The 24,313-nt window shown below is 53.4% G+C and carries 24 protein-coding genes; 11 read left to right on the plus strand and 13 right to left on the minus strand.

Annotated elements, in window-relative coordinates; all coding sequences use genetic code 11:
* Positions 1-146 precede the first annotated feature (146 nt).
* Both ABDW36_RS20885 and ABDW36_RS20890 read right to left on the minus strand, forming a co-directional pair.
* Positions 147-959 carry an AraC family transcriptional regulator gene (locus tag ABDW36_RS20885; RefSeq protein WP_343703866.1) on the minus strand — a complete coding sequence of 271 codons (813 nt, stop codon included), beginning with the start codon at positions 957-959 and terminating at the stop codon, positions 147-149.
* Positions 960-1,020: 61 nt separating this feature from the next.
* A complete protein-coding gene (locus ABDW36_RS20890) occupies positions 1,021-2,031 on the minus strand; it encodes an SDR family NAD(P)-dependent oxidoreductase (protein ID WP_343703867.1) in 1,011 nt (336 codons plus the stop codon).
* Positions 2,032-2,227: 196 nt separating this feature from the next.
* Here ABDW36_RS20890 and ABDW36_RS20895 point away from each other — a divergent pair, with 196 nt between their 5' ends.
* Positions 2,228-2,590: a hypothetical protein gene (locus ABDW36_RS20895; RefSeq protein WP_343703868.1), complete on the plus strand. Its 363-nt coding sequence runs from the start codon at positions 2,228-2,230 to the stop codon at positions 2,588-2,590.
* A gap of 211 nt (positions 2,591-2,801) precedes the next feature.
* Positions 2,802-5,396, plus strand: coding sequence for a phosphoenolpyruvate synthase (gene ppsA / locus ABDW36_RS20900; RefSeq protein ID WP_343703869.1), 2,595 nt, complete (start codon positions 2,802-2,804; stop codon positions 5,394-5,396).
* 10 nt (positions 5,397-5,406) lie between these two features.
* Here ppsA and ABDW36_RS20905 read toward each other — a convergent pair whose 3' ends face one another.
* Positions 5,407-5,616 (minus strand): helix-turn-helix transcriptional regulator, encoded by a 210-nt coding sequence (locus ABDW36_RS20905; RefSeq protein WP_343703870.1) that lies wholly within the window; start codon positions 5,614-5,616, stop codon positions 5,407-5,409.
* A 2-nt stretch (positions 5,617-5,618) separates the two neighbouring features.
* Positions 5,619-6,173, minus strand: a complete 555-nt coding sequence (locus ABDW36_RS20910; protein ID WP_343703871.1) for a DUF2975 domain-containing protein — start codon at positions 6,171-6,173, stop codon at positions 5,619-5,621.
* A 277-nt stretch (positions 6,174-6,450) separates the two neighbouring features.
* On the opposite strand from ABDW36_RS20910, the gene ABDW36_RS20915 reads away from it, so the two are divergent.
* Both ABDW36_RS20915 and ABDW36_RS20920 read left to right on the plus strand, forming a co-directional pair.
* Complete coding sequence (locus ABDW36_RS20915; RefSeq protein ID WP_343703872.1) at positions 6,451-8,178, plus strand: glycoside hydrolase family 97 catalytic domain-containing protein; 1,728 nt, start codon at positions 6,451-6,453, stop codon at positions 8,176-8,178.
* Positions 8,179-8,260: 82 nt separating this feature from the next.
* Positions 8,261-8,722, plus strand: a complete 462-nt coding sequence (locus ABDW36_RS20920; protein ID WP_343703873.1) for an NUDIX domain-containing protein — start codon at positions 8,261-8,263, stop codon at positions 8,720-8,722.
* A gap of 15 nt (positions 8,723-8,737) precedes the next feature.
* Here ABDW36_RS20920 and ABDW36_RS20925 read toward each other — a convergent pair whose 3' ends face one another.
* Positions 8,738-9,583 carry an AraC family transcriptional regulator gene (locus ABDW36_RS20925; RefSeq protein WP_343703874.1) on the minus strand — a complete coding sequence of 282 codons (846 nt, stop codon included), beginning with the start codon at positions 9,581-9,583 and terminating at the stop codon, positions 8,738-8,740.
* A 147-nt stretch (positions 9,584-9,730) separates the two neighbouring features.
* Between ABDW36_RS20925 and ABDW36_RS20930 the strand changes: the two genes are divergently transcribed.
* The 5 genes from ABDW36_RS20930 to ABDW36_RS20950 all read left to right on the plus strand — a co-directional run bounded on the left by ABDW36_RS20930 (position 9,731) and on the right by ABDW36_RS20950 (position 15,743).
* The gene (locus ABDW36_RS20930; protein WP_343703875.1) at positions 9,731-10,585 is read left to right on the plus strand and encodes a phytanoyl-CoA dioxygenase family protein; all 855 of its coding nucleotides are present in this window, start codon (positions 9,731-9,733) and stop codon (positions 10,583-10,585) included.
* 5 nt (positions 10,586-10,590) lie between these two features.
* Positions 10,591-11,457: a sugar phosphate isomerase/epimerase family protein gene (locus tag ABDW36_RS20935; protein ID WP_343703876.1), complete on the plus strand. Its 867-nt coding sequence runs from the start codon at positions 10,591-10,593 to the stop codon at positions 11,455-11,457.
* A gap of 14 nt (positions 11,458-11,471) precedes the next feature.
* Entirely contained in the window at positions 11,472-14,366 is a 2,895-nt protein-coding gene (locus ABDW36_RS20940) for a PVC-type heme-binding CxxCH protein (RefSeq protein ID WP_343703877.1), read from the plus strand.
* A gap of 157 nt (positions 14,367-14,523) precedes the next feature.
* Positions 14,524-15,069, plus strand: a complete 546-nt coding sequence (locus ABDW36_RS20945; RefSeq protein WP_343703878.1) for a hypothetical protein — start codon at positions 14,524-14,526, stop codon at positions 15,067-15,069.
* Entirely contained in the window at positions 15,066-15,743 is a 678-nt protein-coding gene (locus ABDW36_RS20950; protein WP_343703879.1) for a hypothetical protein, read from the plus strand. The genes ABDW36_RS20945 and ABDW36_RS20950 overlap by 4 nt, the downstream gene beginning before the upstream one ends.
* Here the strand turns inward: ABDW36_RS20950 and ABDW36_RS20955 are convergent.
* A complete protein-coding gene (locus ABDW36_RS20955; RefSeq protein WP_343703880.1) occupies positions 15,738-16,223 on the minus strand; it encodes an SRPBCC domain-containing protein in 486 nt (161 codons plus the stop codon). The two genes, ABDW36_RS20950 and ABDW36_RS20955, sit on opposite strands and share 6 nt — an antisense overlap.
* Positions 16,224-16,292: 69 nt before the next feature.
* Between ABDW36_RS20955 and ABDW36_RS20960 the strand changes: the two genes are divergently transcribed.
* Both ABDW36_RS20960 and ABDW36_RS20965 read left to right on the plus strand, forming a co-directional pair.
* The gene (locus ABDW36_RS20960; protein WP_343703881.1) at positions 16,293-16,646 is read left to right on the plus strand and encodes a VOC family protein; all 354 of its coding nucleotides are present in this window, start codon (positions 16,293-16,295) and stop codon (positions 16,644-16,646) included.
* Between the two features lie 83 nt (positions 16,647-16,729).
* Positions 16,730-17,551, plus strand: a complete 822-nt coding sequence (locus ABDW36_RS20965; RefSeq protein WP_343703882.1) for a hypothetical protein — start codon at positions 16,730-16,732, stop codon at positions 17,549-17,551.
* A gap of 461 nt (positions 17,552-18,012) precedes the next feature.
* On the opposite strand, the gene ABDW36_RS20970 is transcribed toward ABDW36_RS20965, so the two are convergent.
* The 7 genes from ABDW36_RS20970 to ABDW36_RS21000 all read right to left on the minus strand — a co-directional run bounded on the left by ABDW36_RS20970 (position 18,013) and on the right by ABDW36_RS21000 (position 24,282).
* Positions 18,013-18,531 carry an SRPBCC domain-containing protein gene (locus ABDW36_RS20970; protein ID WP_343703883.1) on the minus strand — a complete coding sequence of 173 codons (519 nt, stop codon included), beginning with the start codon at positions 18,529-18,531 and terminating at the stop codon, positions 18,013-18,015.
* The gene (locus ABDW36_RS20975) at positions 18,528-18,860 is read right to left on the minus strand and encodes a metalloregulator ArsR/SmtB family transcription factor (protein ID WP_343703884.1); all 333 of its coding nucleotides are present in this window, start codon (positions 18,858-18,860) and stop codon (positions 18,528-18,530) included. Before ABDW36_RS20975 ends, ABDW36_RS20970 begins: the two co-directional genes overlap by 4 nt.
* Before the next feature lie 178 nt (positions 18,861-19,038).
* Positions 19,039-20,049, minus strand: coding sequence for a zinc-binding alcohol dehydrogenase family protein (locus ABDW36_RS20980; protein WP_343703885.1), 1,011 nt, complete (start codon positions 20,047-20,049; stop codon positions 19,039-19,041).
* A 37-nt stretch (positions 20,050-20,086) separates the two neighbouring features.
* A complete protein-coding gene (locus ABDW36_RS20985) occupies positions 20,087-20,962 on the minus strand; it encodes a PIG-L family deacetylase (RefSeq protein WP_343703886.1) in 876 nt (291 codons plus the stop codon).
* 190 nt (positions 20,963-21,152) lie between these two features.
* Positions 21,153-21,572: a hypothetical protein gene (locus ABDW36_RS20990; protein WP_343703887.1), complete on the minus strand. Its 420-nt coding sequence runs from the start codon at positions 21,570-21,572 to the stop codon at positions 21,153-21,155.
* 111 nt (positions 21,573-21,683) lie between these two features.
* Positions 21,684-22,319 carry a response regulator transcription factor gene (locus tag ABDW36_RS20995; RefSeq protein WP_343703888.1) on the minus strand — a complete coding sequence of 212 codons (636 nt, stop codon included), beginning with the start codon at positions 22,317-22,319 and terminating at the stop codon, positions 21,684-21,686.
* The gene (locus ABDW36_RS21000; RefSeq protein WP_343703889.1) at positions 22,279-24,282 is read right to left on the minus strand and encodes an ATP-binding protein; all 2,004 of its coding nucleotides are present in this window, start codon (positions 24,280-24,282) and stop codon (positions 22,279-22,281) included. Before ABDW36_RS21000 ends, ABDW36_RS20995 begins: the two co-directional genes overlap by 41 nt.
* Positions 24,283-24,313 lie beyond the last annotated feature (31 nt).

Raw genomic sequence — 24,313 nt, forward strand, 5'->3', positions numbered from 1 at the left:
GTTTTAGGGGAGTGTGGCAATCTTTGCAACAACGATTTTGACTGTAACAGGTCCGGGGGTTCGAATCCCTCTTCCTCCGCTCACTTTTGAATGTCTCGCAGGTTGCGGGGCATTGGTGTTTTAGGGGCACTCCATCCCGGAACCCGCTACCTCCCGTTTTTCGAAAAATCTGTTGGCGCATAGCCAAACTGCTTCTTAAACGCGAAAGAGAAATGGGACAGGTTTTCAAAACCAACTTCATAACAAACGTCTATCGGCTTCTTCTTTTTCTCCGTTAACTGATAATATGCCAGCTCCAGGCGTTTTTTAGTCAGCCATCGCTGCGGCGTTGTGGAAAATGCTTTTTTGAAATCCCTTTTAAAGGTTGTCAGGCTTCTGCCGGTAAGGTAGCCGAACTTCTCCAACGGCATGTTGAACATATAATTCTTTTCCATGTAGTCAGCCAGGTCAATTTTGCCGGGCTCCTCGAAATTGGCAAGTACATTGTCAATGCCGGCATCTATCGAACGCAGGATGGTGACGGCTTCGGTGAGCTTCAGATGGGCAATGTCTTTCGGCAGCTCTTTCATATCGAAATACGGGACCAGTGACGATAAACAGCTTTCCAGCAAGGGGTGACGGGCATAATGCCGTATCCGCCGGGTATCTTCCGTTACGGGCCTGACATCGAGCCTGGCATAGAAGTTCCGCAGCCATTCGGTTGTCAGGTGCATGACCACCGTTTTATGGGGCAACCCGTCTTTAGGATAGTTGATAATGGTGGCGAGCTGATTTCTTGGAATTAAGAAAATATCTCCTTTTTGAAACAGGTAGGTCCCCTCGGTGCGGACAATTTTGGTTTCGCCGGAAATGAACCAGATCAGCATGTGCTGTTCGAACATGATGTCTGATTTAAAGAACTTGTCCTGGTAGCAGGACAGCTTAATGTCTTCAGTAATATATTTAGCCTGATATTCCATATTGATACCGTATTACCGTGTTACAAATTTACTGGAAACCGCCGGTATGTTTTACAGTGGCCTATTTGATGGTGAACCGGAGGCCTGTCATTTCTTCTGTGAGCGCCCAGAGGCGCTTGGCGCTGTGCTCATCCAGCGAATATGGTTGTACGCCGCTTTTGTGAAGCTTCATATGCGCAAGGTCTGAAGACAGCAACTCCGCAATGTCTGCATCTTCACAGTAGACACCGCCAATGTCATTGAGCTGCGGGCTGGTGGCAGCCCAGATGGTAGTGGCGGCTCCCTGTGGTATAGTCTTTAGCGTGGCCAGCACCTCCGGCCGCATATTCCCCTTGTCATCCAGGAACCCCATTTGCTGAAACAGCTCAACGGATGCTTCCCTGGCCAGCTCGGTACCGGCTATTGATCCCGGATGTACTGCGTATGCCCTTACATTATAAGATTTCGCGCGGTTATCCAGTTCCAGCGAGAACAGGTTGCTGGCTGTTTTTGACTGACCGTAGGCTTGCAGTGTTTCATATGGGCGGTGCTCAAAATGGGGGTCGTCAAAGTTGAATGGTGACATGTGATGCCCGAGTGAGGAGACATTCACTACTCTCGCTCCATTTGCCTGCTTGAGCGCGGGCCAGAGCAAGGCAGTCAGATGGAATTGCCCGATGTAATTGGTGGCCAGTTGGGATTCAATGCCCCGTTGGTCTCTGCGCAGCGGTACCCACATGATTCCCGCATTATTGATCAGGAAGTGCACGGGCCGGCCTGAAGCGAGGAATTTTTCCGCGAAGGCAGTTATTGACGCAGGATTCATGATGTCCATAACTTCGATCTCCACATTGGCAATACCTTCCAGGTTTTTCCTGGCCTTTTCCACGTTCCTTGCCGGAACGATCACTGTAGCTCCGGCAGCGGCCAGCGTCTTCGTGGTTTCCAGGCCAATGCCTGTATTGCCGCCGGTTACAACGGCCATCTTGCCGCTGAGGTCAATGCCTTTGATAATATCTGCAGTAGTTGATCGGGCGTTGAAGCCCGTGCGGAGCGGGTGCTGAAGTGCTCCCTGGTAATTGTTCTGTATCATTTCAATTTGTTTTTGTTGATACAAAACTAGCGCGCAGGTTTTGAGCCGACTTTGTTTAAAAGGCCGAATATGCTTTGTTTAAAAGGCCGCCTCAAAGTTATTGCCGTGAAAATACGTGCCCCGAGGCACTGTGGCAGGCACTTTCGGCCGGGTTTTGCAAAATTTAAAGAACAAACTATATTTAGTTAAAAAGAATATGATAAGGAGTATCGTATCATTAATATTATTGCTTCTGTCTGTCTACCTGGCCTTCAAACATGGCTGGGAGGCGCTTAATTACAAGAATAATCCCGAATCTCTGAAGATGATGCATGAGCTGGGAATCAGTGAACCGGTCATTCCTTTTTTTGGAGCGGTAACAATGCTGATCGGGGTGCTGTTACTGATACCCAGAACATTTTTTCTGGGTAACGTGTTAAACGCAATATCCATTGTAGTGGTGATGGCATTGGCCGTCAGAGCCGGGAATTTCAGAATGGCATTGATAGAAATCCCTTTTTTGATAATGCCCCTGGTGATGATATGGCTAAAGTACCCATTTGTGAAGACTGCAGTTTGACCACGAAGCCGGTAATCATCAAAACCATTTGCGGCAGCTCATCGTAGCTGTTCTTTGCCGCCATTCATTCGGCCGTTATCAACCAGCCATTTGAGCAGAAAACGCCCCTGCTTTCATCATTATTGTGCATGAAAAAATATAGTTGAAAAACCGCACTTTGATACGTTATACCCTATACTTTTGTCCCCTCACACCTCAAGACACCCAGCATATGAACACATACGTAATTGGCTTCCGGGAACTGGACAAGTCTAAACTGATGCTTGCAGGCGGTAAAGGCGCTAACCTGGGGGAACTAGCCACTATCAGCGACATACAGGTACCTGATGGTTTTTGTGTGACTACCGAAGCGTACAGGGAAGCAACAGAAAATAACAGGGAGTTGAACAGCCTGCTGGATGAACTGGCGCGTGTTGGGCCGGGAGAGCGGGCGCACATCGGGAAAATCAGCGAAAAGATACGCAGGGTGATTGAAGGGATAACCATTCCTGGGCATATTGTCGTAGAGATCATGGCAAGGCTTGATGAGCAGGAAGCCTACGCCGTACGCTCAAGCGCTACGGCGGAAGACCTGCCAACGGCATCATTTGCGGGCCAGCAAGACACCTATCTGAACGTCACCGGCAAAGCGGCCGTATTGCAGCATATCAGCAAATGCTGGGCGTCCCTGTTTACGGAGAGGGCCGTTACTTATCGTATTCAAAACAGCTTTGATCACCGCAAGGTGCAGCTGGCCGTAGTGATACAGCAGATGGTGTTCCCGCAGGCCGCGGGTATCCTGTTTACGGCAGACCCGGTTACCGGCAACAGAAAGGTTTTGTCTATTGATGCGGGCTTTGGGTTGGGGGAGGCGCTGGTAGCAGGCCTGGTAAATGCAGACAACTATAAAGTGGTTAACGGTCATATTACAGGCAAGCAGATACCCGCCAAAAAACTGGCTATCCATGCAATGGCAGGCGGTGGTACAAAAGAAGAGAAGATGGCTCCTGAACACCAGAACAGGCAGGTGCTGACGGAGGAGCAGATACTGGAGCTGGAGCGTACAGGCCGGAAAATTGAAGCACACTTTGGCAGCCCGCAAGACATTGAATGGTGCCTGGCGGACGGTACGTTTTATATTGTGCAGAGCCGCCCCATCACCACGCTATATCCCATTCCTGAGGCGAATGACGGGGAGAACCACGTATATATATCTGTAGCCCATCAGCAGATGATGACCGATCCCATCAAACCCCTGGGACTATCTTTCTACCTGCTATTGACTCCCGCGCCGATGCGCAAGGCCGGAGGAAGGTTGTTTGTGGACGTTACGCAGATGGTGGCTTCTCCTGTGAGCAGGGAAAATTTATTGAACGCTATGGGCAAGTCCGATCCGCTCATGAAAGATGCATTGCTGACTGTTATTGAGCGGGAAGGATTTATCAAACCATCAACAGGGGAAGAGGCCAGTACAGGCAAAAGGCACACCGCATTGTCTCACCCCGGCACGCCGGTAGAAAACGGCCCGGCCGTGGTAGCTGATCTGATCAAGACGAGCCAGGCGGCCGTCACAGCGTTAAAACAAAACATCACGGCCACATCAGGGCCGGCGCTGTTCGATTTTATCCGTGAAGACATTCAGCAGCTGAAGCAGGTGATGTTTGATGCGAGGAACATGGCCGTGATCATGGCCGGCGTCAACGCGGCGTCATGGGTCAATGAGAAGATGCAGGAGTGGCTGGGCGAAAAGAACGCGGCAGACACGCTTTCCCAGTCTGTGCCCCATAATGTTACGTCTGAAATGGGCTTGGCCCTGCTGGACGTGGCGGATGTGATACGCCCTTACCCGGCGGTAATTGATTATTTGCAACAGGTGGAAGATGATAACTTCCTGGATGAGCTGGTGAAGCTGGAAGGGGGAGAAGCGGCCCGCAGCGCCATCCAGGCGTATCTCGATAAATACGGCATGCGCTGCGTAGGAGAGATCGATATCACCAAAACCCGCTGGAGCGAGAAGCCGGCCACGCTTGTACCCATGATACTCAGCAATATCAGGAACTTCGAGCCCAACGCCAGCCACCGCAAATTTGAGCAGGGGCGGCAGGAGGCCTTGAAAAAGGAAGCGGAAATACTGGCTCGGTTGCGGCAATTGCCGGATGGTGAGCAAAAGGCGGAGGAAACAAAACGGATGATAGACCAGATCAGGGATTTGGCCGGTTACCGGGAATATCCGAAATACGGCATCGTTAGCCGCTATTTCGTTTACAAACAGGCGCTGCTGAAGGAAGCGGAAAAACTGGTGAAAGCCGGGGTTATTCCTGAAAAAGAAGATGTGTATTACCTCACCTTCGAAGAGTTCCAGGAAGTAGTCCGTACCGGCCAGCTGGATGGCCAGGTCATTCACCAGCGAAAGAATGACTACAAAGTATATGAAAAACTGACGCCTCCGCGGGTGCTCACATCTGACGGCGAAGCCGTTGCCGGCAGGTATCAGCGGGAAAACCTTCCGGCCGGGGCTATTCCGGGACTGGCAGTTTCTTCCGGGGTCGTAGAAGGCCGGGCACGGGTGATCCTGAACATGGAGGACGCCGACCTGCAAGAGGGGGATATACTGGTGACCGCGTTTACAGACCCCAGCTGGACGCCGCTGTTCGTATCCATCAAAGGCCTGGTCACGGAAGTAGGCGGACTAATGACCCACGGCGCGGTCATTGCGCGGGAATATGGCCTGCCGGCGGTGGTGGGGGTGGAAAAGGCTACCACGCTGATCAAAGACGGGCAGCGGATACGGGTGAACGGAACTGAGGGGTATGTGGAGGTGCTGTAAATAGCGCTTCCTATTCCTCCTCCCTGTATTCCAGTATATCCGCAGGCTGGCAATCAAGCGCCTTGCAGATAGCGTCAAGCGTGCTGAACCGTATCGCTTTGGCCTTGCCGGTTTTCAGTATGGAAAGATTAGATAGGGTGAGACCTACTTTTTCAGACAGTTCGTTTAATGACATCTTGCGTTTGGCCATCATCACGTCCAGGTTTACAATAATCGGCATGGTTATACGGTTAATTCGTTTTCTTGCTGTATCTGGATACCGCGTTTAAAAATGTGTACGATCACAAAAAGTATAACGCTCATAAACAGCCACACATCCCCGCCACCCAGGCGCATATGTTGCGCATCGGGCATTGCCAGGCCTTTCTCCGCCAGCCACTCCGCATACTTGATGCCCCACAGGGAAAACAGGCCGATCAGCAGGGAGAGGTAAGATATATCAAAAATGAAACGCCCCACCTGCTTGTTGAAGGGCTGCGACATGTTCAGCTTTTTATTGTGCAGTATTTTGATGATCAGGTAGAACATCCATGCTTTCATCAGGTTCACAACAAACATGAAGAAGGTGAGCACGAGGAAATGCCCCCGGTCATACTTGAAAAGGTCTGAGAGGTCCATCCGCGGCCAGAAAGATCTGGCGCCCTCAGGGTTTATTGCCAGCGTATAAATGGTGTTGGACAAGAAACCACCCGCGTCAATACATATACCAACAAATATGATCCACGAAAGGATATACAGTACCATGAGTATCTGCTTTGTACCTATTTTGATCTCCATGAGTAAGAGTTTTAGAAGTGATAACGCAAAAGTATAAATATTTATTGAAAAACAATAAAAATAGATTAAAAAGTAATAAAAGACTGCTGCGTCATTGAATCAGGGCCATTGGCCTTACGGGAACATTCCCACAGTATTGGGAGGGTTCCCGGCGCTTTTCTGCCGGTTGAGGCATACGTTCTGCCCCGCCCGTTTTTTACATTTGAGGATGTTTCCACGTATTTGTTGCCTGTTGGTACTGCAGTGCATTTTCCTGAACGTTTACCCGCAATCCGTTTTGCGCCTTACTCACGCGGGCAGTCCGCTTTCTGTAGTATTGTCTGCCGAGAATGGCGCTTTGAACTGGTCTGTTACCGCCGGTCATAAAGCACTCATAGCGCCCTCTGCCGCCGGTTTCCAGCTTAACAATGCTTCCTTTGGCCTTGCAGTAGAGCAGATGGAAGTATTGCACGGTGCAGGATCAAAATATACCGTTGCGGTGAAAGACCGGCAGGGTGCTTTCAACATGGAGTTCCGGCTGTTTAAAGACGGTTGCGCTTTCCGGTACATACTGCCTGCGGGCGGCCAGCTGATGAAAGAGCTGACGGCCTTCGGCATGCCGGCAGAGAGCCGGGTATGGTTCTTTGAAAGGACGAACGCCTGGAAGCTGAAATCATACGCCGGGTGGTGGACGCATACCACGGTAGACAGTCTGCCGGTGATTTCCCCCACCGGGCCGGTGCAGGGCAAGCCGCTGGTATTGGAGCTGCCTGGCCGCTCTTATATGGCCATCACCGAAGCAGCCTTGTACAACTACAGCGGCATGCGGCTGGAAGCAACGGGTAACCGCATGGTACAGGTGAATTTCACCGAAGGGAATGCAGGGTTTCATGTTGACGCAGGGCAGCTTACGCCCTGGCGCGTCATCATGTATGCAACCGATCTTAACTCGCTGGTGAATAACGGGATGATCAGGGCATTGAACCCGCAGCCGGACGCCTCCCTCTACCGTGACGTATCCTACATCCGCCCCGGTAAGGCCGTATGGAGCTGGATCACCCGTAAAGAGAACTACATGCAGCCGGCGGAAGAAAAACGTTTTATAGACGCGGCGGCCGCGCTGAAATTTGATTATACGCTGCTGGACGAAGGCTGGGAAACCATATGGCCCGACAAATGGGAGCAGTTGACAGATATTTGCCGGTACGCGGAGGAAAGAAAGGTGAAAGTATGGGTGTGGCGCGATTCCAAACTGCTGCGCAACCCCCGGCAGCGGGACCTGTTCCTGGACAGCCTGGTGCAGTGCGGCGTGGCAGGTATCAAGACGGATTTTATGAACAGTGAGGCCAGGGAGCTGATAGATTTCGAGATCGGTTTCCTCAAAGCCACGGCCGCCCGCAGGCTGATGGTGAACTTCCATGGCTGCCATGCGCCCACGGGCGAAAGCGTTACTTATCCGAATGAAATGACCAGAGAGGGCATCCGCGGCCTGGAGCTGAACCCCATGAACGAACCTATTCCGGCCTGGCATAATGCGGCCCTGCCGTTTACCCGCTTCCTCTGCGGGCATGGCGACTATACGCCCGGCTTTTTCACCAACAAAGGCCCTACCACCTATGCGCACCAGCTGGCGCTGATGTACCTGTTCAATTCACCTTTCCAGTGTGTGGCAGAAAACCCGGTCACTATTCTTAATGACCCCTTATACGCCCCCATCATTCCGCTGCTGCAAACGCTGCCCGTTACCTGGGATGAAACGCGCGTGCTGGAGGGCAGTGAAATAGGGGAGCTGGCGGCGCTGGCAAAAAGAAGCGGGAAAGAATGGTACGTGGCGGTGATCAACGGTACAGACCAGCCGAGGGAGTTCACCCTGCGGCCGGATTTTCTTCCCCGTGGCAGGCACCGCGCACTGGTGGTGAAAGATGGCAACGGGTTCGTATTGGAGGAGCAAACCATCCGCCGGCAGGATGCGCTCAAGTTCACGCTGCCGCCAACGGGCGGGCTGGTGATCCGCATCAGCCGGTGACCGGCAGATGATGCGGGCCGTTCCCGGAACGCATACCTTCATGCCCCCGTTTGCCCGGCATATATTTTGCGCCGCCTCTCACATGAAATTGAGCGCCGGCATTCTCCTGTTCAGGCTTCGGAACAACGTTCCGGAGTTTTTTCTTGTACACCCCGGCGGGCCGTTCTTTGCCCGTAAAGATGAGGGGCACTGGACGGTGCCGAAAGGAGAGTACCCGCCGTCAGAAAGCCCGCTAGATGCGGCCATCAGGGAGTTTGAGGAAGAAACAGGCTACCGCCCTTCGGGGAATTTCATCGAGCTGGGGCCTATTGTACAAAAGGGCGGCAAAAAGGTGCTGTGCTGGGCCGTTGCGGGTGAGCTGAACGCGGCGGCCATTCGCAGCAATACTTTTGAGCTGGAATGGCCGCCGCGTTCAGGTAAAAAGAAATTGTACCCGGAGATAGACAAAGGAGACTGGTTCACGCTGGCGGATGCGAAAAAGAAGATCAAGGCCGCGCAAATCCCTTTCCTGGAGGAATTGACCGCTATTCTTTCACGAGGCTGATCATTGCCTCCAGTGCTACACCCGGTGCCGCTGCCTGAACTGCGAGGGAGTGAGGTGCACTATTTTCCTGAACTGCTTGGAGAAATTGGTCATATTGTTGAAGCCGCTCTCGTGGCACACATAGCTGATGCTGAAGTTGCTTTTCATCAGCTGCCGGCAGGCATAACCCACTCTGATCTGGTTCACAAAATGGGAGAAGTTCTTTTTGGTGACCTGCCTGAAATACCGGCTGAAGCTGGACGGGCTCATCATGGCCATGCGCGCCGCTTCTTCCAGCTGTATGTCTTGTTTGAAATTGGCCAGCACGTAGTCGAATATCCGCTGCAGGCGGTCGTTCGTCTTGTGGCTGCCGCCGGTCATTTCAGGGCTGGAGAGCACGGTGTATTCGGCAGATTCAGAGAGCTCTTTCAACATAGAGAGCAGGTACATCAGCCGTTCCATACCGGTATGCGCCAGCATGGCCTCCATTTTTGCGCCTACGCTGGCACTGGTTTTACCGCTGAAGTGCAGGCCGGTTGCAGACTTCTCGAACAGCAGCAATATTTTCTGCATTTCCGGGATCTGTAAAAAGTCTTTTCCCAGGAATTCTTCCCTGAAGTGTATCACCAGCGATCCGCCTTCTTTTTCTTCATCATGTTTCCGGTACCAGTGAGGCAGGTTAGGGCCCAGCAGGTCCAGCTCGCCTTCAGCGTAGTCAGACACATGGTCTCCTACAAAACGTTTGCCTTTCCCCTTGATGATCAGCACCAGCTCATATTCCGGGTGGCAGTGCCATGGCGTTTCAAAATGCGGTGTGATGTAACGGTCCGCTACAAAAGAGGATTGCTCCGAAAGGGGCAGTTTTTGAATGAGGGACTTCATACCATTGCCTTTGGATATAAAGTTAAAATACTGAAAAATGCCCTGCCCGTGGTAAAAAAGGTCAAAAAAGTTGTTTTTTTAGCCCAAATAGTTGTACAGCCGCCTGCCGGTAATCCCCAATTTTGGATAGCTATCAAACTGAACTGTATGACCACGTTATTCACTCCTGAACAGATACAGCAGTACCATCGAGACGGGTACATCATTGTAAAAGACCTCGTATCGCGGCAGGAAACAGACCTGCTCTATAAAACGGCGCTGGAAGATGATGCCATGCGCAAGAACGCGCTTGACCTGAATGACCAGGCCGGCAAAAAAACAAGGCTCTCGCTCTGGTTCACCCCCGGCAACGATGTATTCGGCTACCTCACCCGCAGCGAAAGAATAGTGGGCAGGGCTGCGCAGCTGCTGGACAGTACGGCGCCTGTTTGCCATTTCCATTCCAAGCTCATGCAAAAGGAACCGAAGGTAGGCGGGGCCTGGGAGTGGCACCAGGACTATGGCTACTGGTACAAGAACCAGTTCATGTTCCCTGACCAGCTGATTTCCGTCATGGTGGCGCTAACGGCTGCCAACAGGCAGAACGGGTGCCTGCAGGTGATCAAAGGCTCGCATAAAATAGGCCGCGTAAACCATGGTTTTGCCGGTGAGCAGGTGGGGGCAGACATGGTGATGGTGAACAATGCGCTGCAAACAATGGAACTCGTGTACGTGGAAATAGCACCCGGTGATGCATTGTTCTTTCACCCCAACACGCTGCACCGCTCCGAGGCCAATCTCTCTGACCACCCGCGCTGGTCTGTTATTTCCTGCTACAGCTCACAGTCTAACCTGGCGTATAACGAAACTTCCACCGCCTGGAAAGAGCCCGTGCAGGTAGTGCCGGACGAAGCGCTGCTGCAGTGGAAAGCGGCTTCCCTTTCTGAAGCGGACTTCCTGAAAAAAGAGAACGACCCGGCGCTGAAAGAGACCGGCTGGGAAAATGATGTGGAGGTAAAATGACCGGCATGATCTCCCGTAGAAAATGGTTGACGCAAACCGCTATGCTGGCGGCATTGACGCCATTGGCCGCCTGGGTGCAACGGCATGAAGCGCCTGTAAAAAGCCGCTTCCGCATCGGCGCGTGCGACTGGTCTATCGGCAACAGCAGCAACATCAAGGCTTTCGACGTAGCCAAAGCAATTGGCCTGGAAGGCATACAGGTCAATATGGGCTCGCTGGCCAACGGCCTGCATCTCCGCCAGCCGGCATTGCAGGAAGCTTATTTGGAAGCGTCTCAAAGAACCGGTATAACCATATCCAGCCTGGCCATTGCGGAGCTGAACAACATACCCTACAAATCAGACGCCCGCACGGAAGAATGGGTGTGGGACAGTATTGACGTGGCAAACAAGCTGCATGCGCCGGTGGTATTGCTGGCATTTTTTGGCAAGAACGACCTGCGGCAAGACGAGCAGGGCCAGCAGGAAGTGATCAGGCGGTTGAAGATAGCCGCGCCCAAAGCCGAAAAGAACGGCGTGATACTCGGCATAGAATCTTACCTCAATGCCGCGGAGCACTTGCGGATCATAGACGCCGTAGGTTCCGCCAGCGTACAATGTTATTACGACTTCCGGAACACGGCGGATGCAGGCTTTGACGCCGTAAAAGAATTCAAGGCGCTGGGCAGGGAACACATCTGCGAGCTGCATATGAAAGAGAACGGCTCTCTGCTGGGGAAAGGAACGCTGAACTGGGCCGCTGTTGCGGAAGCGGTGAAGCAGTCTGGCTTTGACGGCTGGATGCAGATAGAAGGAGCGCTGCCTGCCAAAGCGGACATAACAGACAGCTACCGGCGGAACCTCCGTTTTTTAAGATCACTTTTTCCACAATAACCAAGCACCACGTCATGAATATCACCCGCTACTTGTCCCTTTCGCTGCTGCTGGCCACCATGGCCTGCGGGCAGCCTGCCGGAGAAAAAGAACGCCAGCGCTCAACGGAAACATGGAAAAGCCTTGACCTCTACCTGCCCGCAGACCTGGAGGCCACCCTCTGGGCGGAATCTCCCATGTTCTACAACCCCACCAATATGGACGTAGACAGCCGCGGCCGGCTGTGGATCACCGAAGCGGTAGATTACCGCAACTACAACAACGACTCTCTCCAACACCTGCACCATACTGCGGGAGACCGTGTAATGGTGCTGGAAGATACGGACGGTGACGGCAAGGCAGATACGGCCAAAGTGTTTGTACAAGACCGCGACCTCATTGCCCCCGTGGGCATTGCCGTGATCGGCAACAAGGTGCTGGTATCCTGTTCTCCCAACCTCATTATCTACACAGATGAAGATGGAGATGACCGGCCTGATAAAAAAGAAATATTCCTCACCGGCTTCGGTGGCGTTGACCACGATCATTCCCTGCATGCTGTATACGCCGGCCCGGACGGCAACTGGTATTTTAACACCGGCAATGCCGGGCCGCACCTGGTGACAGACAAAAGCGGGTGGACGTTGCGCTCCGGCAGCATCTACACCGGCGGCTCGCCCTATAACAAAGAGAACAGCGGCAACAGGAAGAGTGATGACGGCAAGGTGTGGGTTGGCGGCCTGGCCCTGCGCATCAAACCAGACGGCACGGGCCTGACGGTATTGGGCCACAACTTCAGGAACTCTTATGAAATAATACCGGACTCTTACGGCAACCTCTGGCAGAATGATAATGATGACCAGGTGGTCACCTGCAGAACAACCTGGCTGATGGAAGGCGGCAATGCAGGCTTTTTCAGCACAGACGGTACCCGCTACTGGCAGGCAGACCAGCGCCCCGGGCAGGATATATTTGCCGCACACTGGCACCAGGACGATCCCGGTGTGATGCCCGCAGGAGACCGGTCTGGCGCAGGCGCGCCCACCGGCATCACCGTCAACGAAAGTGATGCATTGGGCAGCGGTTACCGCGGCCTTCTGTTAAGCGCAGATGCGGGCCGGAACGTTATTTTCGGATATTACCCCGCCATCCAGCAATCAGGCTACAACCTGGGCAAGCGGGAAAACTTCATCAGCTCCATCTCTAACGCAGACGAGCCGTACGTATGGAACGACACGGCGCAGAACAGGAAACAGGAAAAATGGTTCCGCCCCAGTGATGTGACCATTGGCACAGACGGCGCCATCTATGTTTCCGACTGGTATGACCCCGTGGTAGGCGGCCACCAGATGCAAGACAGTATAGGCTATGGAAGAATTTACCGCATAACGCCGCGCGGCAAAAAACTGACAGCGCCCAAAATAGATCTTCACACTACAGCAGGCCAGATCGCCGCTTTGAAGAGCGCGGCCATCAACGTGCGCAACCAGGGCTTTGAGCGGCTCCGGCAGCAGGGGGAAGCAGCTGTAGCGCCCGTGCAGGCCCTGCTTAAAGATGACAATCCCTACATCAGGGCAAGGGCCGTTTGGCTGCTGGCGCAACTGGGCGCAAAAGGCAGGGCAGTGGTGGAAGAAACGCTCAAACACCCGGATGTGGAACTAAGGGCCACCGCATACCGCGCCCTCCGGCAGGGCAATGCGGACATATTGCCCTATGCGCGGCAACTGCTGCGGGATACGTCTGCTTTTGTGAGAAGAGAAGTGGCCATTTCCCTGCGGGATATGCCTTATGAACAAAAGAAACCGCTGCTGGTAGAACTGATCAAACAATTTGACGGCGCAGACCGCTGGTACCTGGAAACCCTGGGCGCCGGCCTGGAAGGCCATGCATCAGACATCTACCCGGAGATCGTGAACATATTCGGGGAAGGGAAAGTCCCCTCCCAATGGAACCCGCAAATGACCGCGTTTGCCTGGCGCCTGCACCCGCCGGAAGCAGTACCCGCTTTAGCAGAAAGGGCAGGCAATAAACAACTCCCTGAGCAAGCCCGGCGCGCCGCCTTAACCGCGTTGGCCTTTGTGAACACCCCACCCGCTGCGCAGGCCATGGCCGCGCTGGCAAAAGACAGCCTGCAGGATGTGGCGGAGATGGCCGCTTACTGGCTTTCTTTCCGGCAGGGGAATGACTGGTTCAACCTGCTTGACTGGAGCAGCATCAGCCTCAATACTGCCTACGAGCGCAAGCTGGCGCGCATGCGTGTTAAAAAACAAATGGTGCTGGATGAACATCAGTCGCTTCCGGAAAGAAAGCACCAGGTACAGCAAATGGCGGCAGATTCCGTGGGCGGCCAGATGATCATCGGCATGGCGGAAGAGAAAACGCTGCCGCAAGACCTGATGGGTTTTGTAGCGGAAAAGATCTTCCTTAACCCTGACGCTACCGTGCGCATGCAAGCCGGCAAATACTTTAAACAGCCCGGCTCAGACAAGTCTTTTTCCATACCGGCCATGCTGCAGATGAAGCCCGACGTGACCAACGGCAAAACGGTATTTACCACCCGCTGCGGCAGCTGCCACAAGCTGAACGGGGCGGGGAGCAGCATTGGGCCAGACCTCACCGACATCGGCAAAAAGTTTGACAATGCCGCCCTGCTGGATGCCATTGTGAACCCCAGCGCGGGCATTGTATTCGGCTATGAATCATGGCTGGTCAATACAACCGACGGCGCCACGCTGTTCGGTTTCCTGCTGTCGGAAAACGAACGGTCTATTGTGATCAAAGACATCGGCGGGCAAAAACATGTGATAGACAAAAAGAAGATCAGCTCCCGCAAGAAACAAGGCAAGAGCCTGATGCCAGACCCTGTAAGCAACCAGCTTACGGAGAAGGATATGGCGGATGTGGTGGGGTTCCTGAAGGGGCATGGTTAAGGCAGACAGTTCGTTCTGCGTAGCCATAGCCGAACCGCGACATTGATCATATATATTTTATAAAGTATAAAAATATGAATATCAGTAAGTACAGTGCTGTCTACTTACTTGTTTTTTGATTCGCGATTCGCGAACAGAAAATCATTACTTTTGCCTTATGACGGGACATCATGGAATGCGTCCACAGGACATCGTTATCCTGTTAAAAATTATAAGTATAGGCCATAGGTCATGGCAGCAACGGGATCTGGCAACCGGACTGGGTATCTCTGTTTCCGAAATATCCGTATCCTTGAACAGAAGCCAAATTGCGGGGTTGGTTGACGGAACAAAGAAGCGCGTACATCGGCAGGCATTGTTGGAGTTTCTGCAACACGGCGTACGCTATGTATTTCCCGAAATGCCTGGTAGTGTTGTTATAGGTATGCCTACAGCACACTCCCATCCTTATTTCCAAGAAAAGTTCATATCGGTGGAAAAATATGTTTGGCCGGATTCAAATGGTCAAGTCAGGGGACAGGCCATAGACCCCTTGCACCCTGGCGTTCCCGGTGCGGCTGTTAAAGACCCGGTGCTTTATCAGCTGCTGGCAAGTGTAGATATCCTCAGAGTAGGCAAAAAACGGGAAATAGAAACCGCGTCTGCATTATTGAAAAAGATGATCTTACAAGATCCTGATGATATCATTCCCTTAATATTATGAGTCACGCCCAAAACATCGAACGGATCAAGATTGTCTACAATGCATTAGGGGAGATCGCGGATGAAGTGGTTTTTGTAGGTGGAGCAACAGTATCCCTTTATGCTGACCGTCCTGCCGGCGAAATTCGGCCAACGGACGATGTTGACATCATGGTGGAAGTAGCAGGATATGGGGGATATTCAGCGTTAGAAGAAAAACTGCGCCGGAAGGGTTTTACTAATGATCAAAACTCCCGTGTGATATGCCGCTATCAGGTTAATGGCGTTATTGTGGATGTGATGCCTACAGACCAAAACATTCTTGGTTTTTCCAACAGGTGGTATAAACCCGCATTCGCATCTGCTGTTGTGATTGCACCCGAAGAGGGATACTCTTTTCGCATATTACGACCAGCATACTTTATCGCCACGAAACTGGAAGCTTTTATAGGTCGCGGGCGTGGAGATGGTAGAACCAGCACCGATTTTGAAGATATTGTTTATATTTTCAATAACCGCACAACGATCTGGAATGAAATGCGGGAGGCAGACCTCCATTTATTAGAGTATTTTAAAGACCGCTTTGCTCAATTGTTGCAAGTCCCATACGTGGAGGAATGGATCGCTGCGAGCCTCGATTTTTCCGAACGTAACCGAACGGACTATATCGTGCACAACTTGCGCAGTCTTTTATGAGGTCTGCGTTATACTGGCACTAGTCGCCGATGGAATCGTCTCCGGCCCATTTTCCTCCACAAACTTCTTCAACACCATCAACGTACCCCTCCAGTAAAAATCCACATGCCTGAAAATGGTTTCCGTCGGGAAATTGCCGAGCCTCAGCGTCAGCAGGGTCTGGTTGCCCTGGGGCGTTAGCATGAACGTAAGGGAAGTCCGGTTTTCGGGTATGTCCGGGAGGCGGGAGAGGGAGCTGATATAGTCGTATTGCAACACGCTTTCCGGCTCAAATTGCAGTACGGTACCCCTGTTTTCGAATGTTGCATGGTGGAAGCCGCTGATAACGACAGGTTGCCCTACCCGCCAGTCGGTCACTACCGTAATGTTCATCTCCGGTTCTCCCATCCATTGCCTGATCAGGCCGGGCGAGGTGAGCGCGTTCCATACTGTATGCGGGGCCGCGTGAATGATAACGGCCTTTTCGATCTGTTGTGTCATGTTGAAGAGAATACCGGCAACAATTTACGTCATTTTCGCTACCTTGATTGGTCAGTAAATCAAAAGATCATGAAAGTAAAACGCATCGTCACCAATATCAAGACCAGCCATATAGAAGCCGCCCGCAAATTCTACGAAGACGTGCTGGGCCTCGATGTACTGATGGACCATGGATGGATACGCACCTACGGCAATGACGAATCCATGCGGGTGCAGGTCAGCTTTGCGGAGCAGGGCGGTTCCGGCACGCCTGTGCCTGATATCTCCATTGAGGTAGATGAGGTGGATGAGGCATTTGTGCAAATGAAAGCGGCGGGTTTTGCCATTGAGTACGGCCCGGCGGATGAGCCTTGGGGCGTGAGGCGCTTCTTTGTGCGCGACCCTTTCGGCAGATTAGTGAATATTCTCTCCCATAAAAGTTAACATATATTAAAATCGCTGTGCCATTTCATGTTTAGACGGCCTCTGCGCAGTGATTGGCGTATTTTTTGGGGCAGCTGGCCATTATGGCAAAGCAAACCGGGCTCATCAAATTCACCAAGAAGGTAGGAGACCTGATTGGTTACCGCGTAGGCAAGGAGCACTACCTCCGCTCCATGCCCGCTGAGGTGCGGCAAAGCCCCCGCACAAAGATCAGCGCGCGTTATTTTGGCAAGGCCAGTACGCTGGGCGCCGCCATGCGGCATGCCGCGTACGGCCTGCTGGACATTCCGGGGGAAATGGGGCTGGGCAACCGCCTGAACAGGGCGCTCCTGGGCGTGTTGCGGCAAGACGACCTGCACCATTCCAAAACGTTCATCCCGCAAAACTTCCGCGGCCTGAAGGGGTTCAGCTTCAACCAGCACACCGCGCTTGACGAGGTGCTGACGGTAACTCCTGTGGTTACCCGGGATTTTTACGGCAACCTGCACGTTACTGTTCCGGCTATGTCTTCCTACACCTGCAACCCTGTGGCCACGCACCTGCGCATCAGAGCGGTAGGCGTGTTCCTGCAGCCGGGTTTTACGGAAGCTGCGGCAACGGCGTCTGAAGCGGTGCTGGTAGACGTTAGCCGGCCGTGTGAAGAGCTGACGCTGGTGGTGCCTGCGCAAAAAGGCGCGCTGTGTACCGTCATCCTGGAAGTCATGTGCTGCAAGCAGGAAAATGGCCGGATGGTGATGCTGCTGAACAGGAAGTATTCCGCTGCGGAGGTGATTGCCGTGCTGACGAGCAGGAAGGAACCGAAGGAGCACAGCCACGCAGCAGAGCCGGAGCAAGAAGCATTGGCCGGGCGCGGAGCGCTTCCGCTGGTGCCTGGACTGGTCATCAATTTCCCGCAACGGGAATAGCGCCTGCCGTTTTTCCGCCGTTTCCGTTTATTTACCCTTAGTTTTCCCACTTCTGTCCACGCAGAGCGCCTCCCCATGCGCTTTCCCCTCATTTTTCCGATATTTTCCGCCTACGCACAGCACATTTGCTGCCATGTGAAGTGAAAATCTCCCATTTCCCATGAAGAGCGCCCGCATTTTTCAGCCAATCACCCGCAACAGGGTATCTGCACACCACCTCCGCACCATTTCCGCATCAAGTCCACCTACCATTCGCTTTTCCTTCGCTTTCCCTACGCTTTCCCCGGTATGTTCCTTCCCCTTTCATCCTATGACGGCATAGGGAAGGTTTCATGATGGCCAGGTTCGTCCAGGATGATGAACGGGAAAGCAGGGTAGCGGAGGAGAGGCTTATCTGCAACCACGAAGGGAAAGATTCCCGCCGGCGATGATGAAGGGGGCATGACTCCCGGTAATGGCATTTATTGACGGCTGCCGGTTTTGCTGAGGTAGATGGCCAGCTGGTCAAACTGAGACGCGAAGCCGCGCTGCATGTCTTCACGGATGGAGTGGAAACCGTCTGTTTCCTCCGCCGTGCCGTTCACCGGTTTGCCGGTGATAACAATGCGGGTTTTGCCGTTCTCTTCGCTGAATACAAGCCGGTAGGCGATCTCCGGCGGCAGCGGAATATCAAACGGAGCTTTTACCACATTGGCCTGTTCGTCCGCAAACGCGTTTGTGAACTCCAACAGGTCGTACGGTTCAATTTTATCAAAGATCAACCTGCCATAGGAAACCTGTTCCCCGAATTCCATTTTGAAGTGAAACATGCCGCCGGGCCTGAAATCGAGGCTGATGGCGCTGTTTTTGCTTTCCGCGGGGCCCCACCATTCATTCAGCGCTTCTGCGGTGCTAAAGGCATTGAACACCAGCTGCTTCGGGGCGTTAAATTCATACGTCAAGGAAAAGTCCTTTTGAGAGCTTGTTTGAACGGTACTCATTTTTTGGGTTTTTGGGTTTGTACGTTGGTGAGATATTTATCCAGTGACTTGAACTGCTGCGTCCAGAATTGCCGGCAATAATCTACCCAGTCTGCTACTTCATTCAATTTGTCCACCTTCGCTTCGCAATATCTTTCCCGGCCCTGTCTTTTCACCACAATCAGCCCGCATTCCTCCAGGATTTTCACATGCAGTGAAACGGCCTGGCGGCTTACGTCAAATTTCTCCGAAATGGCGTTTACGTTCAGGGGCTGGCGGGAGAGCATCTCTATGATCTGCCTCCTGGTAGGATCGGCAATGGCCTGAAATACGTCTCGTCTGGATTCCATTATATGCAAGTATTTGCTTGCAAATATATGTGCAAGGGTTTACTTGCGCAAATTTATTTTCCGGAGTTAGGGAAGAGGGCTCTGTATTGTTGCAAGACAGCATTGACGGGCATGGCGCTGCATGCTTTTTCAGGATGGCTTTGTAATTGTTGCCGGGACGGCCTTTTCAGGAAGCCGCTTAATAAACGATCACCGTTTTACCAATACTTTTCCCGCTTTCCTGCAGCCGGTGGGCTTCTTTCAGGTTCTCCGCCGTAAGGCCGCGGAGGGTGGTTTTCAGGGTAGTGACCAGCGTGCCGTTATCCAGCAGCGTTGAAACATTGTTGAGGATGTTGTGCTGCTCCTGCATGTCTTCCGTCTGGAAGCTGCTGCGGGTGTACATCAGCTCCCAGCTGAACGTAACGCTTTTGCTTTTCAGCTTGTTGAGCGCAACGGGGGTGGAGGAGCCGGTGATGGATACTATATGGCCCTGCGGTTTGATGAGGTCTGCCATGGCATCCCAATAAGCATTGGTATCTACAAAGTCGAGAATAAAATCTGCGTACCGGAAACCTGCCCGGCGTACTTCTTCCACGAGGTGGCGGTGGTTCACCACTACATCTGCCCCCATTTCTTTACACCATGCCGCCGTTTCAGGTCTTGACGCGGTGGCAATCACGGTGAGGCCGGCTATTTTTTTAGCTATCTGAATAGCGATGGAGCCTACGCCACCGGCGCCGCCAAGTATCAAAATGCTTTTCCCTTTGTCCTTGTCATTGATGCGGATGCGGTCAAATAGAGATTCCCAGGCGGTGAGGGCGGTGAGCGGCATGGCTGCTGCTTCGGCGGCAGTGAGGTTTTGCGGTTTGCGGCCCACGATGCGTTCATCTACCAGCTGGTATTCCGCGTTGCTGCCGCTGCGGGTAATATCCCCGGCGTAAAATACTTCGTCCCCTTTTTGGAACAAAGAGACGTCGCTGCCGGTGGCTTCCACTACGCCTACCGCATCCCAGCCGATGATCTTCGGTGTTTCCAGCACCGTGTCTTTGGCGCTGTTTTGCCGTATTTTGAAATCTACCGGGTTTACGCTGATGGCGGTAATTTTCACCAGCAGGTCTCTGCCGGTGGGCGTGGGGATGGCGGTATCAAATTCTATGAAGCTGTCTTTATCAGTAATGGGCAGTGATGTTTTGAATCCTATGGCTTTCATTTTCACGTATGTTTCCGGCAATATACTGTTTTACACGTTATTGTTTCTTCAACATCGGGAACAGCCGCCTGATCTCCTCTTCCGTAGGCCGTGCGCCATATTCGCATAACTCAAACGCTTCAGCATATTTTGCCGCGCCTGCCTGCGCGGGGCTGTACCATTTTTCCAGCCCGGTTTTGAGGGCAGGGGGAATGGATGGCCACCGCGTGGTCTTGATCCACTCTTTGCGCTCCTGTTTGCCGGCGGGTATGGCGCCTTTGTAGCCGGATACCCAGGGCAGCCATTCGTAGAACTGTGACTCATGCGCGTCCAGCGCGTCTATTTTTTTATCTATCACGGCGGTGATGTCTATGCATACATCCGGCTGAAAAATGGAAGGTTTGGTGAAGTGGTCCTGGAAATACAGGAACACGGGGTTTTTGGTGAGGGGAGGGGTATCAGGCGCAATGTTGGGCACCATCACCATAAAGGCCGCGTCCTGCACCAGTATGCCGGTGTAGCGGTGGTCAGGGTGGTAGTCTACCGGCCGGTGGGAGATCACGATGTCTGCCTTCCACTCGCGTATTTTCCGGATGAGGGCAAGGCGGATATTGAGCGTGGGTTCCAGCTCGCCGTCGTGATTGTCCATAACATCATACGTAATACCCAGGCGCCTGGCGGCTTCCGCGGCTTCGGCCCTGCGGCGTTTGGCCAGCGCGCCGCCGCCCTGTTCCATATGCCCCGCATCTCCATTGGTAACGGAAATAAATTTCACGGCATGGCCCATTTGGGCAAACAATGCGGCCGTTCCGCCGCTTTTGATGTCGCAATCATCAGGGTGTGCGCCTATCATTACAATGCGCAAAGGATTATCCTGCGCATGGACGGTGTAAAGGCAGAGGCTTAGAAAGAGGGTGCAGATCAGGTGTTTCATATTGTTCATTGTTACCCGCCGGGGGTGGAGCATTGCACAGGGTCATCAGGCGCCGGGCGGCGTATGGTAAAATAAGCAATATGAGCGAAAAAAAATAACCGGCCGTTCTCCATGAAGGAAGAACGGCCGGCCCTGTGGCGTTCCATAAGCATGGCACCTTATGCGGTAAAGCGCTGGCAAGCTGCCGCAGCTACGGGAAAATATATTTCACCGTGCCGGCAAACGTTCCGCTGCCGCTGAACGTCTGGGATTCTACCGGGGTGTTGTTCACCAGTATTTCCAGCTTCAGGCTGCCGCCAGCAGTGGAGGCAACGGTGAAACCCACATAATCTAACCGGTTCACGGTGCGTTTGAAAGTTTTGGTAATGGGAACAGGCACGTTCTGCTCTATGGTCATGCCGCCGGTTTCATTAAAGTAGTCGAAGCGGCAGGAGGGGATGGCGCCGGAGGCCACCGTTACCTTGTAGGTTACGTTCACTTCTTTTGGGTAGCCTGTACCGGGCTCAGGCACGTCATCTTTCTTGTCTTTTTTGCAGGAAACAAACAACCCGGCCGCCAGCGCCACCACGGCCATCCGCTGCAGGTACTTTTTAAATACTGAAATGGTCATATGCATTTATTTTGTTTAAACGTTTTTTGCGTTCAACAAAATTAGGCGCGTGCAGAGGCGGCAACAATACCATGGCGGGGGTAGGCGCATCTACCATATTCATGGTAGATATCAGATCAATGCATGGTCTATGGCGGCTTTGATCAGCGCGGCGGCGTTGTTGACCTTCAGCTTTTGCATAATGTTCTTGCGGTGGGTTTCCGCGGTGAGGGTGCTGATGCCGAGCTGGACGGCTATTTCGGGGTTGGTGAGGCCTTTGGCTATCAGCTGCAGCACGTCTTTTTCCCGGCGGGTGAGGCGGGGCGCTTCCGCCGTGCTGCCGGATGCGGCCATGATGCGCTGTACGTCAGGCCCCAGCACAATACGCTGTTCCAGCACCTGCTGAACGGCATCCATCAGCTCTTTGGACGATGTGTTTTTCAGCAAATAACCGTTGGCGCCGTTCTGCAGCATTTGCAGAATAACGGAACGCTCGCCGGAGGCGCTCAATGCCAGTATTTTCACCGTGCCGTCTATCTCCCTGATCTTGCTGCAGAGCGCAACGCCGCTGATATCCGGCAGGTTCACGTCCAACAGCACCACATCTACGGGGTGCGTTTCCAGAAAGGCCAACGCTTCCAGCCCGGCGGAGAAGCTGCCGGCCAGCTCTACTTCCGGCCTGTTCAGCAGCAGGGAGCGGAGGCCTTCCATCATCAGCAGATGGTCTTCAATAATGAGCAGTGATATGGGCGTTTGTTTGTTGTACATCAAATTCGATATTTACGGTGGTGCCTGCGCCGGGGGCAGACTGTATGTCAAGCCGGCCTTTCAGGTAATCTACACGGGCGCGTACGCTTTGCAGGCCCATGCCGGTACCGGCGCGTGTGGCGCTGGTATCGAAACCGTTTCCGTCATCTTCCACGGTGAGAAATATTTCCTGCTCTCTTTGCAGGCATTGCACCAGTATGTTCTTTGCGCCGCTGTGGCGGAGGGCGTTGCCCACCAGTTCCTGCACCAGGCGGTATATCATGATCTGCTGCTGCTGCGGGATGTTATGCTGGAGGTCGTACGCCTGGCATACCATGTGAACGCCGTCTTTGCCCATGTGCTCACAAAGATCTTTGAGTGCCGCTTCCAGTCCTGATCTGAGCAGTATTTCCGGCATCAGGTTATGCGCAATGCGGCGCAGCTCCTGCGCGGCGCCGTCAAGCCGCGTTACGATCTGCTGCAGCGCGGTGTTGGGAGGGGAGCTGTCTGCCAGGTCTGCGGCCTTCAGGCGGATGCTGGCCATGGTGCCGCCCAGGCCGTCATGCAAGTCTCGCGCCAGCCGCTGCCGCTCCTGTTCCTGGCCTTCCACCATGGCGGCGTAGTTTTGCAGGCGCCGGGCCTGCCTGATATTTTCCAGCTCCTGCCGTTGCAATTGCTCCTGCTGGGCCGCCAGCCGGTGTTTGTGGCGGTAGATGATATATACCAGTAGCGCCGCGAGGGCCGCCACCAGCAGGCCGGCCAGCAACAGGACGTTGTAGGTGCGGCTGCGCTGCAGGTCCAGCTGCTGCTGTTTGTTGCCGTTTTCCAGCGTCAATATCTTCTTTTCTTTTTCCGCCGCCTGGTATTTCATTTCCAGTTCATGCAGGCGCACTTTGCCTTCATCTTCCCTGATGCTGTCATTCAGCTGCACGTACTCCCGCAGGTAGCGCAGGGCGGCGGCATGCCGGCCGTCTTTTTCTTCCAGCCGGGAGAGGCTTTTGAGCCCGAAGAGGATGTTGGTTTGCCAGGGAATGCTGCGGGAAAGCGACAGGTAGGCCTCCATGCTTTTTTTGGCGGGGCCGTAACGCCGCTGTGCTTCATACATTTCAGACAGCGCTTCCAGGGCATTGGCGCGGTTCAGCGGCAGGCCGGTGCTCTTGACCGCCAACGCGCGGCGGTAGGCCTTTTCAGCGTTAGCGAAATCTTTTCTTTTAAAATAATACAGGCCCCATGCTATTTCATAGCTCTCCAGCACCCCTGCGTTGGAGCGGTCTATGATCTGCTCCGCCTTGTTGAGGTAGCGCGCCATGGCGTCAATACTGTCCAGGTTCATGGCGCACCAGGTGGTGATGAGATAGGCTTCCGTGAGCTGCGCGGAGGGCCGCCTTTCATGCAGGGCCACGGCTTTTTGCAGGTAGTTGTACGCTTTTGAGAACTGCTGCCCGTTATAGAACTTTACGCCCACGTTAAAATTGGCCACGGCCAGGGCCAGCGTGTCTTTCACGCGCTCCAGCATGGGTATGGCGCTCAGCACCATTTCCAGCTCTTTTTCCGCCATGCCGCGCTGGCCGTAGATATTGGCCAGGTTGCCGGTAAGCCTAGCACGGGCGTAGGTGGCGGGTATGGACGTATCTTGCGGAATGACGGCCAGCCCGCGTTTATAGAGGGCTTCTGCGGAATCAAGACGATTGTAGGCGTGGTAAATTCTTCCCTGAGAAAAAAGCGCCAGCGCAATACCGGGCTTGTAACGCTGCTTTGTATGCAGGGCCAGCGCCTGCTGGTTGGCCTGCATGGCGCCGGCAGAGTCTGTTAGCCGCAATGCGTCTACCAGCCGCAACAGCAGGTTGGCTTTTACGGTGTCTGTTTTTTCAGCCGCTATCAGCTGCCGCAGGCTGTCTGTATTTACAGGCGGCGCCTGTGCGGCAACAAGGCTGCACGCAAACAGGAGCGGCAGGGCGAGATATGCTGTGCGAATGGCTTCCATAATATGATGGATGAAACTAAGAACTAATTAT

Origin of the sequence: Chitinophaga sp. (assembly GCF_039596455.1) — a bacterium.
Lineage (GTDB): Bacteria > Bacteroidota > Bacteroidia > Chitinophagales > Chitinophagaceae > Chitinophaga.

Excerpts from the sequence above, each read along its gene's own strand:
- ABDW36_RS20910 (WP_343703871.1), bottom strand. The coding sequence starts at position 6,173 with ATGGAGATCAAAATAGGTACAAAGCAGATACTCATGGTACTGTATATC.
- ABDW36_RS20925 (WP_343703874.1), bottom strand. The coding sequence starts at position 9,583 with ATGAAGTCCCTCATTCAAAAACTGCCCCTTTCGGAGCAATCCTCTTTT.
- ABDW36_RS20895 (WP_343703868.1), top strand. The coding sequence starts at position 2,228 with ATGATAAGGAGTATCGTATCATTAATATTATTGCTTCTGTCTGTCTAC.
- ABDW36_RS20920 (WP_343703873.1), top strand. The coding sequence starts at position 8,261 with ATGAAATTGAGCGCCGGCATTCTCCTGTTCAGGCTTCGGAACAACGTT.
- ABDW36_RS20965 (WP_343703882.1), top strand. The coding sequence starts at position 16,730 with ATGGCAAAGCAAACCGGGCTCATCAAATTCACCAAGAAGGTAGGAGAC.
- ABDW36_RS20905 (WP_343703870.1), bottom strand. The coding sequence starts at position 5,616 with ATGCCGATTATTGTAAACCTGGACGTGATGATGGCCAAACGCAAGATG.
- ABDW36_RS20990 (WP_343703887.1), bottom strand. The coding sequence starts at position 21,572 with ATGACCATTTCAGTATTTAAAAAGTACCTGCAGCGGATGGCCGTGGTG.
- ABDW36_RS20950 (WP_343703879.1), top strand. The coding sequence starts at position 15,066 with ATGAGTCACGCCCAAAACATCGAACGGATCAAGATTGTCTACAATGCA.
- ABDW36_RS20960 (WP_343703881.1), top strand. The coding sequence starts at position 16,293 with ATGAAAGTAAAACGCATCGTCACCAATATCAAGACCAGCCATATAGAA.
- ppsA (WP_343703869.1), top strand. The coding sequence starts at position 2,802 with ATGAACACATACGTAATTGGCTTCCGGGAACTGGACAAGTCTAAACTG.
- ABDW36_RS20940 (WP_343703877.1), top strand. The coding sequence starts at position 11,472 with ATGAATATCACCCGCTACTTGTCCCTTTCGCTGCTGCTGGCCACCATG.
- ABDW36_RS20995 (WP_343703888.1), bottom strand. The coding sequence starts at position 22,319 with ATGTACAACAAACAAACGCCCATATCACTGCTCATTATTGAAGACCAT.
- ABDW36_RS21000 (WP_343703889.1), bottom strand. The coding sequence starts at position 24,282 with ATGGAAGCCATTCGCACAGCATATCTCGCCCTGCCGCTCCTGTTTGCG.
- ABDW36_RS20975 (WP_343703884.1), bottom strand. The coding sequence starts at position 18,860 with ATGGAATCCAGACGAGACGTATTTCAGGCCATTGCCGATCCTACCAGG.
- ABDW36_RS20935 (WP_343703876.1), top strand. The coding sequence starts at position 10,591 with ATGATCTCCCGTAGAAAATGGTTGACGCAAACCGCTATGCTGGCGGCA.
- ABDW36_RS20970 (WP_343703883.1), bottom strand. The coding sequence starts at position 18,531 with ATGAGTACCGTTCAAACAAGCTCTCAAAAGGACTTTTCCTTGACGTAT.
- ABDW36_RS20980 (WP_343703885.1), bottom strand. The coding sequence starts at position 20,049 with ATGAAAGCCATAGGATTCAAAACATCACTGCCCATTACTGATAAAGAC.
- ABDW36_RS20955 (WP_343703880.1), bottom strand. The coding sequence starts at position 16,223 with ATGACACAACAGATCGAAAAGGCCGTTATCATTCACGCGGCCCCGCAT.
- ABDW36_RS20945 (WP_343703878.1), top strand. The coding sequence starts at position 14,524 with ATGACGGGACATCATGGAATGCGTCCACAGGACATCGTTATCCTGTTA.
- ABDW36_RS20890 (WP_343703867.1), bottom strand. The coding sequence starts at position 2,031 with ATGATACAGAACAATTACCAGGGAGCACTTCAGCACCCGCTCCGCACG.
- ABDW36_RS20985 (WP_343703886.1), bottom strand. The coding sequence starts at position 20,962 with ATGAAACACCTGATCTGCACCCTCTTTCTAAGCCTCTGCCTTTACACC.
- ABDW36_RS20930 (WP_343703875.1), top strand. The coding sequence starts at position 9,731 with ATGACCACGTTATTCACTCCTGAACAGATACAGCAGTACCATCGAGAC.
- ABDW36_RS20885 (WP_343703866.1), bottom strand. The coding sequence starts at position 959 with ATGGAATATCAGGCTAAATATATTACTGAAGACATTAAGCTGTCCTGC.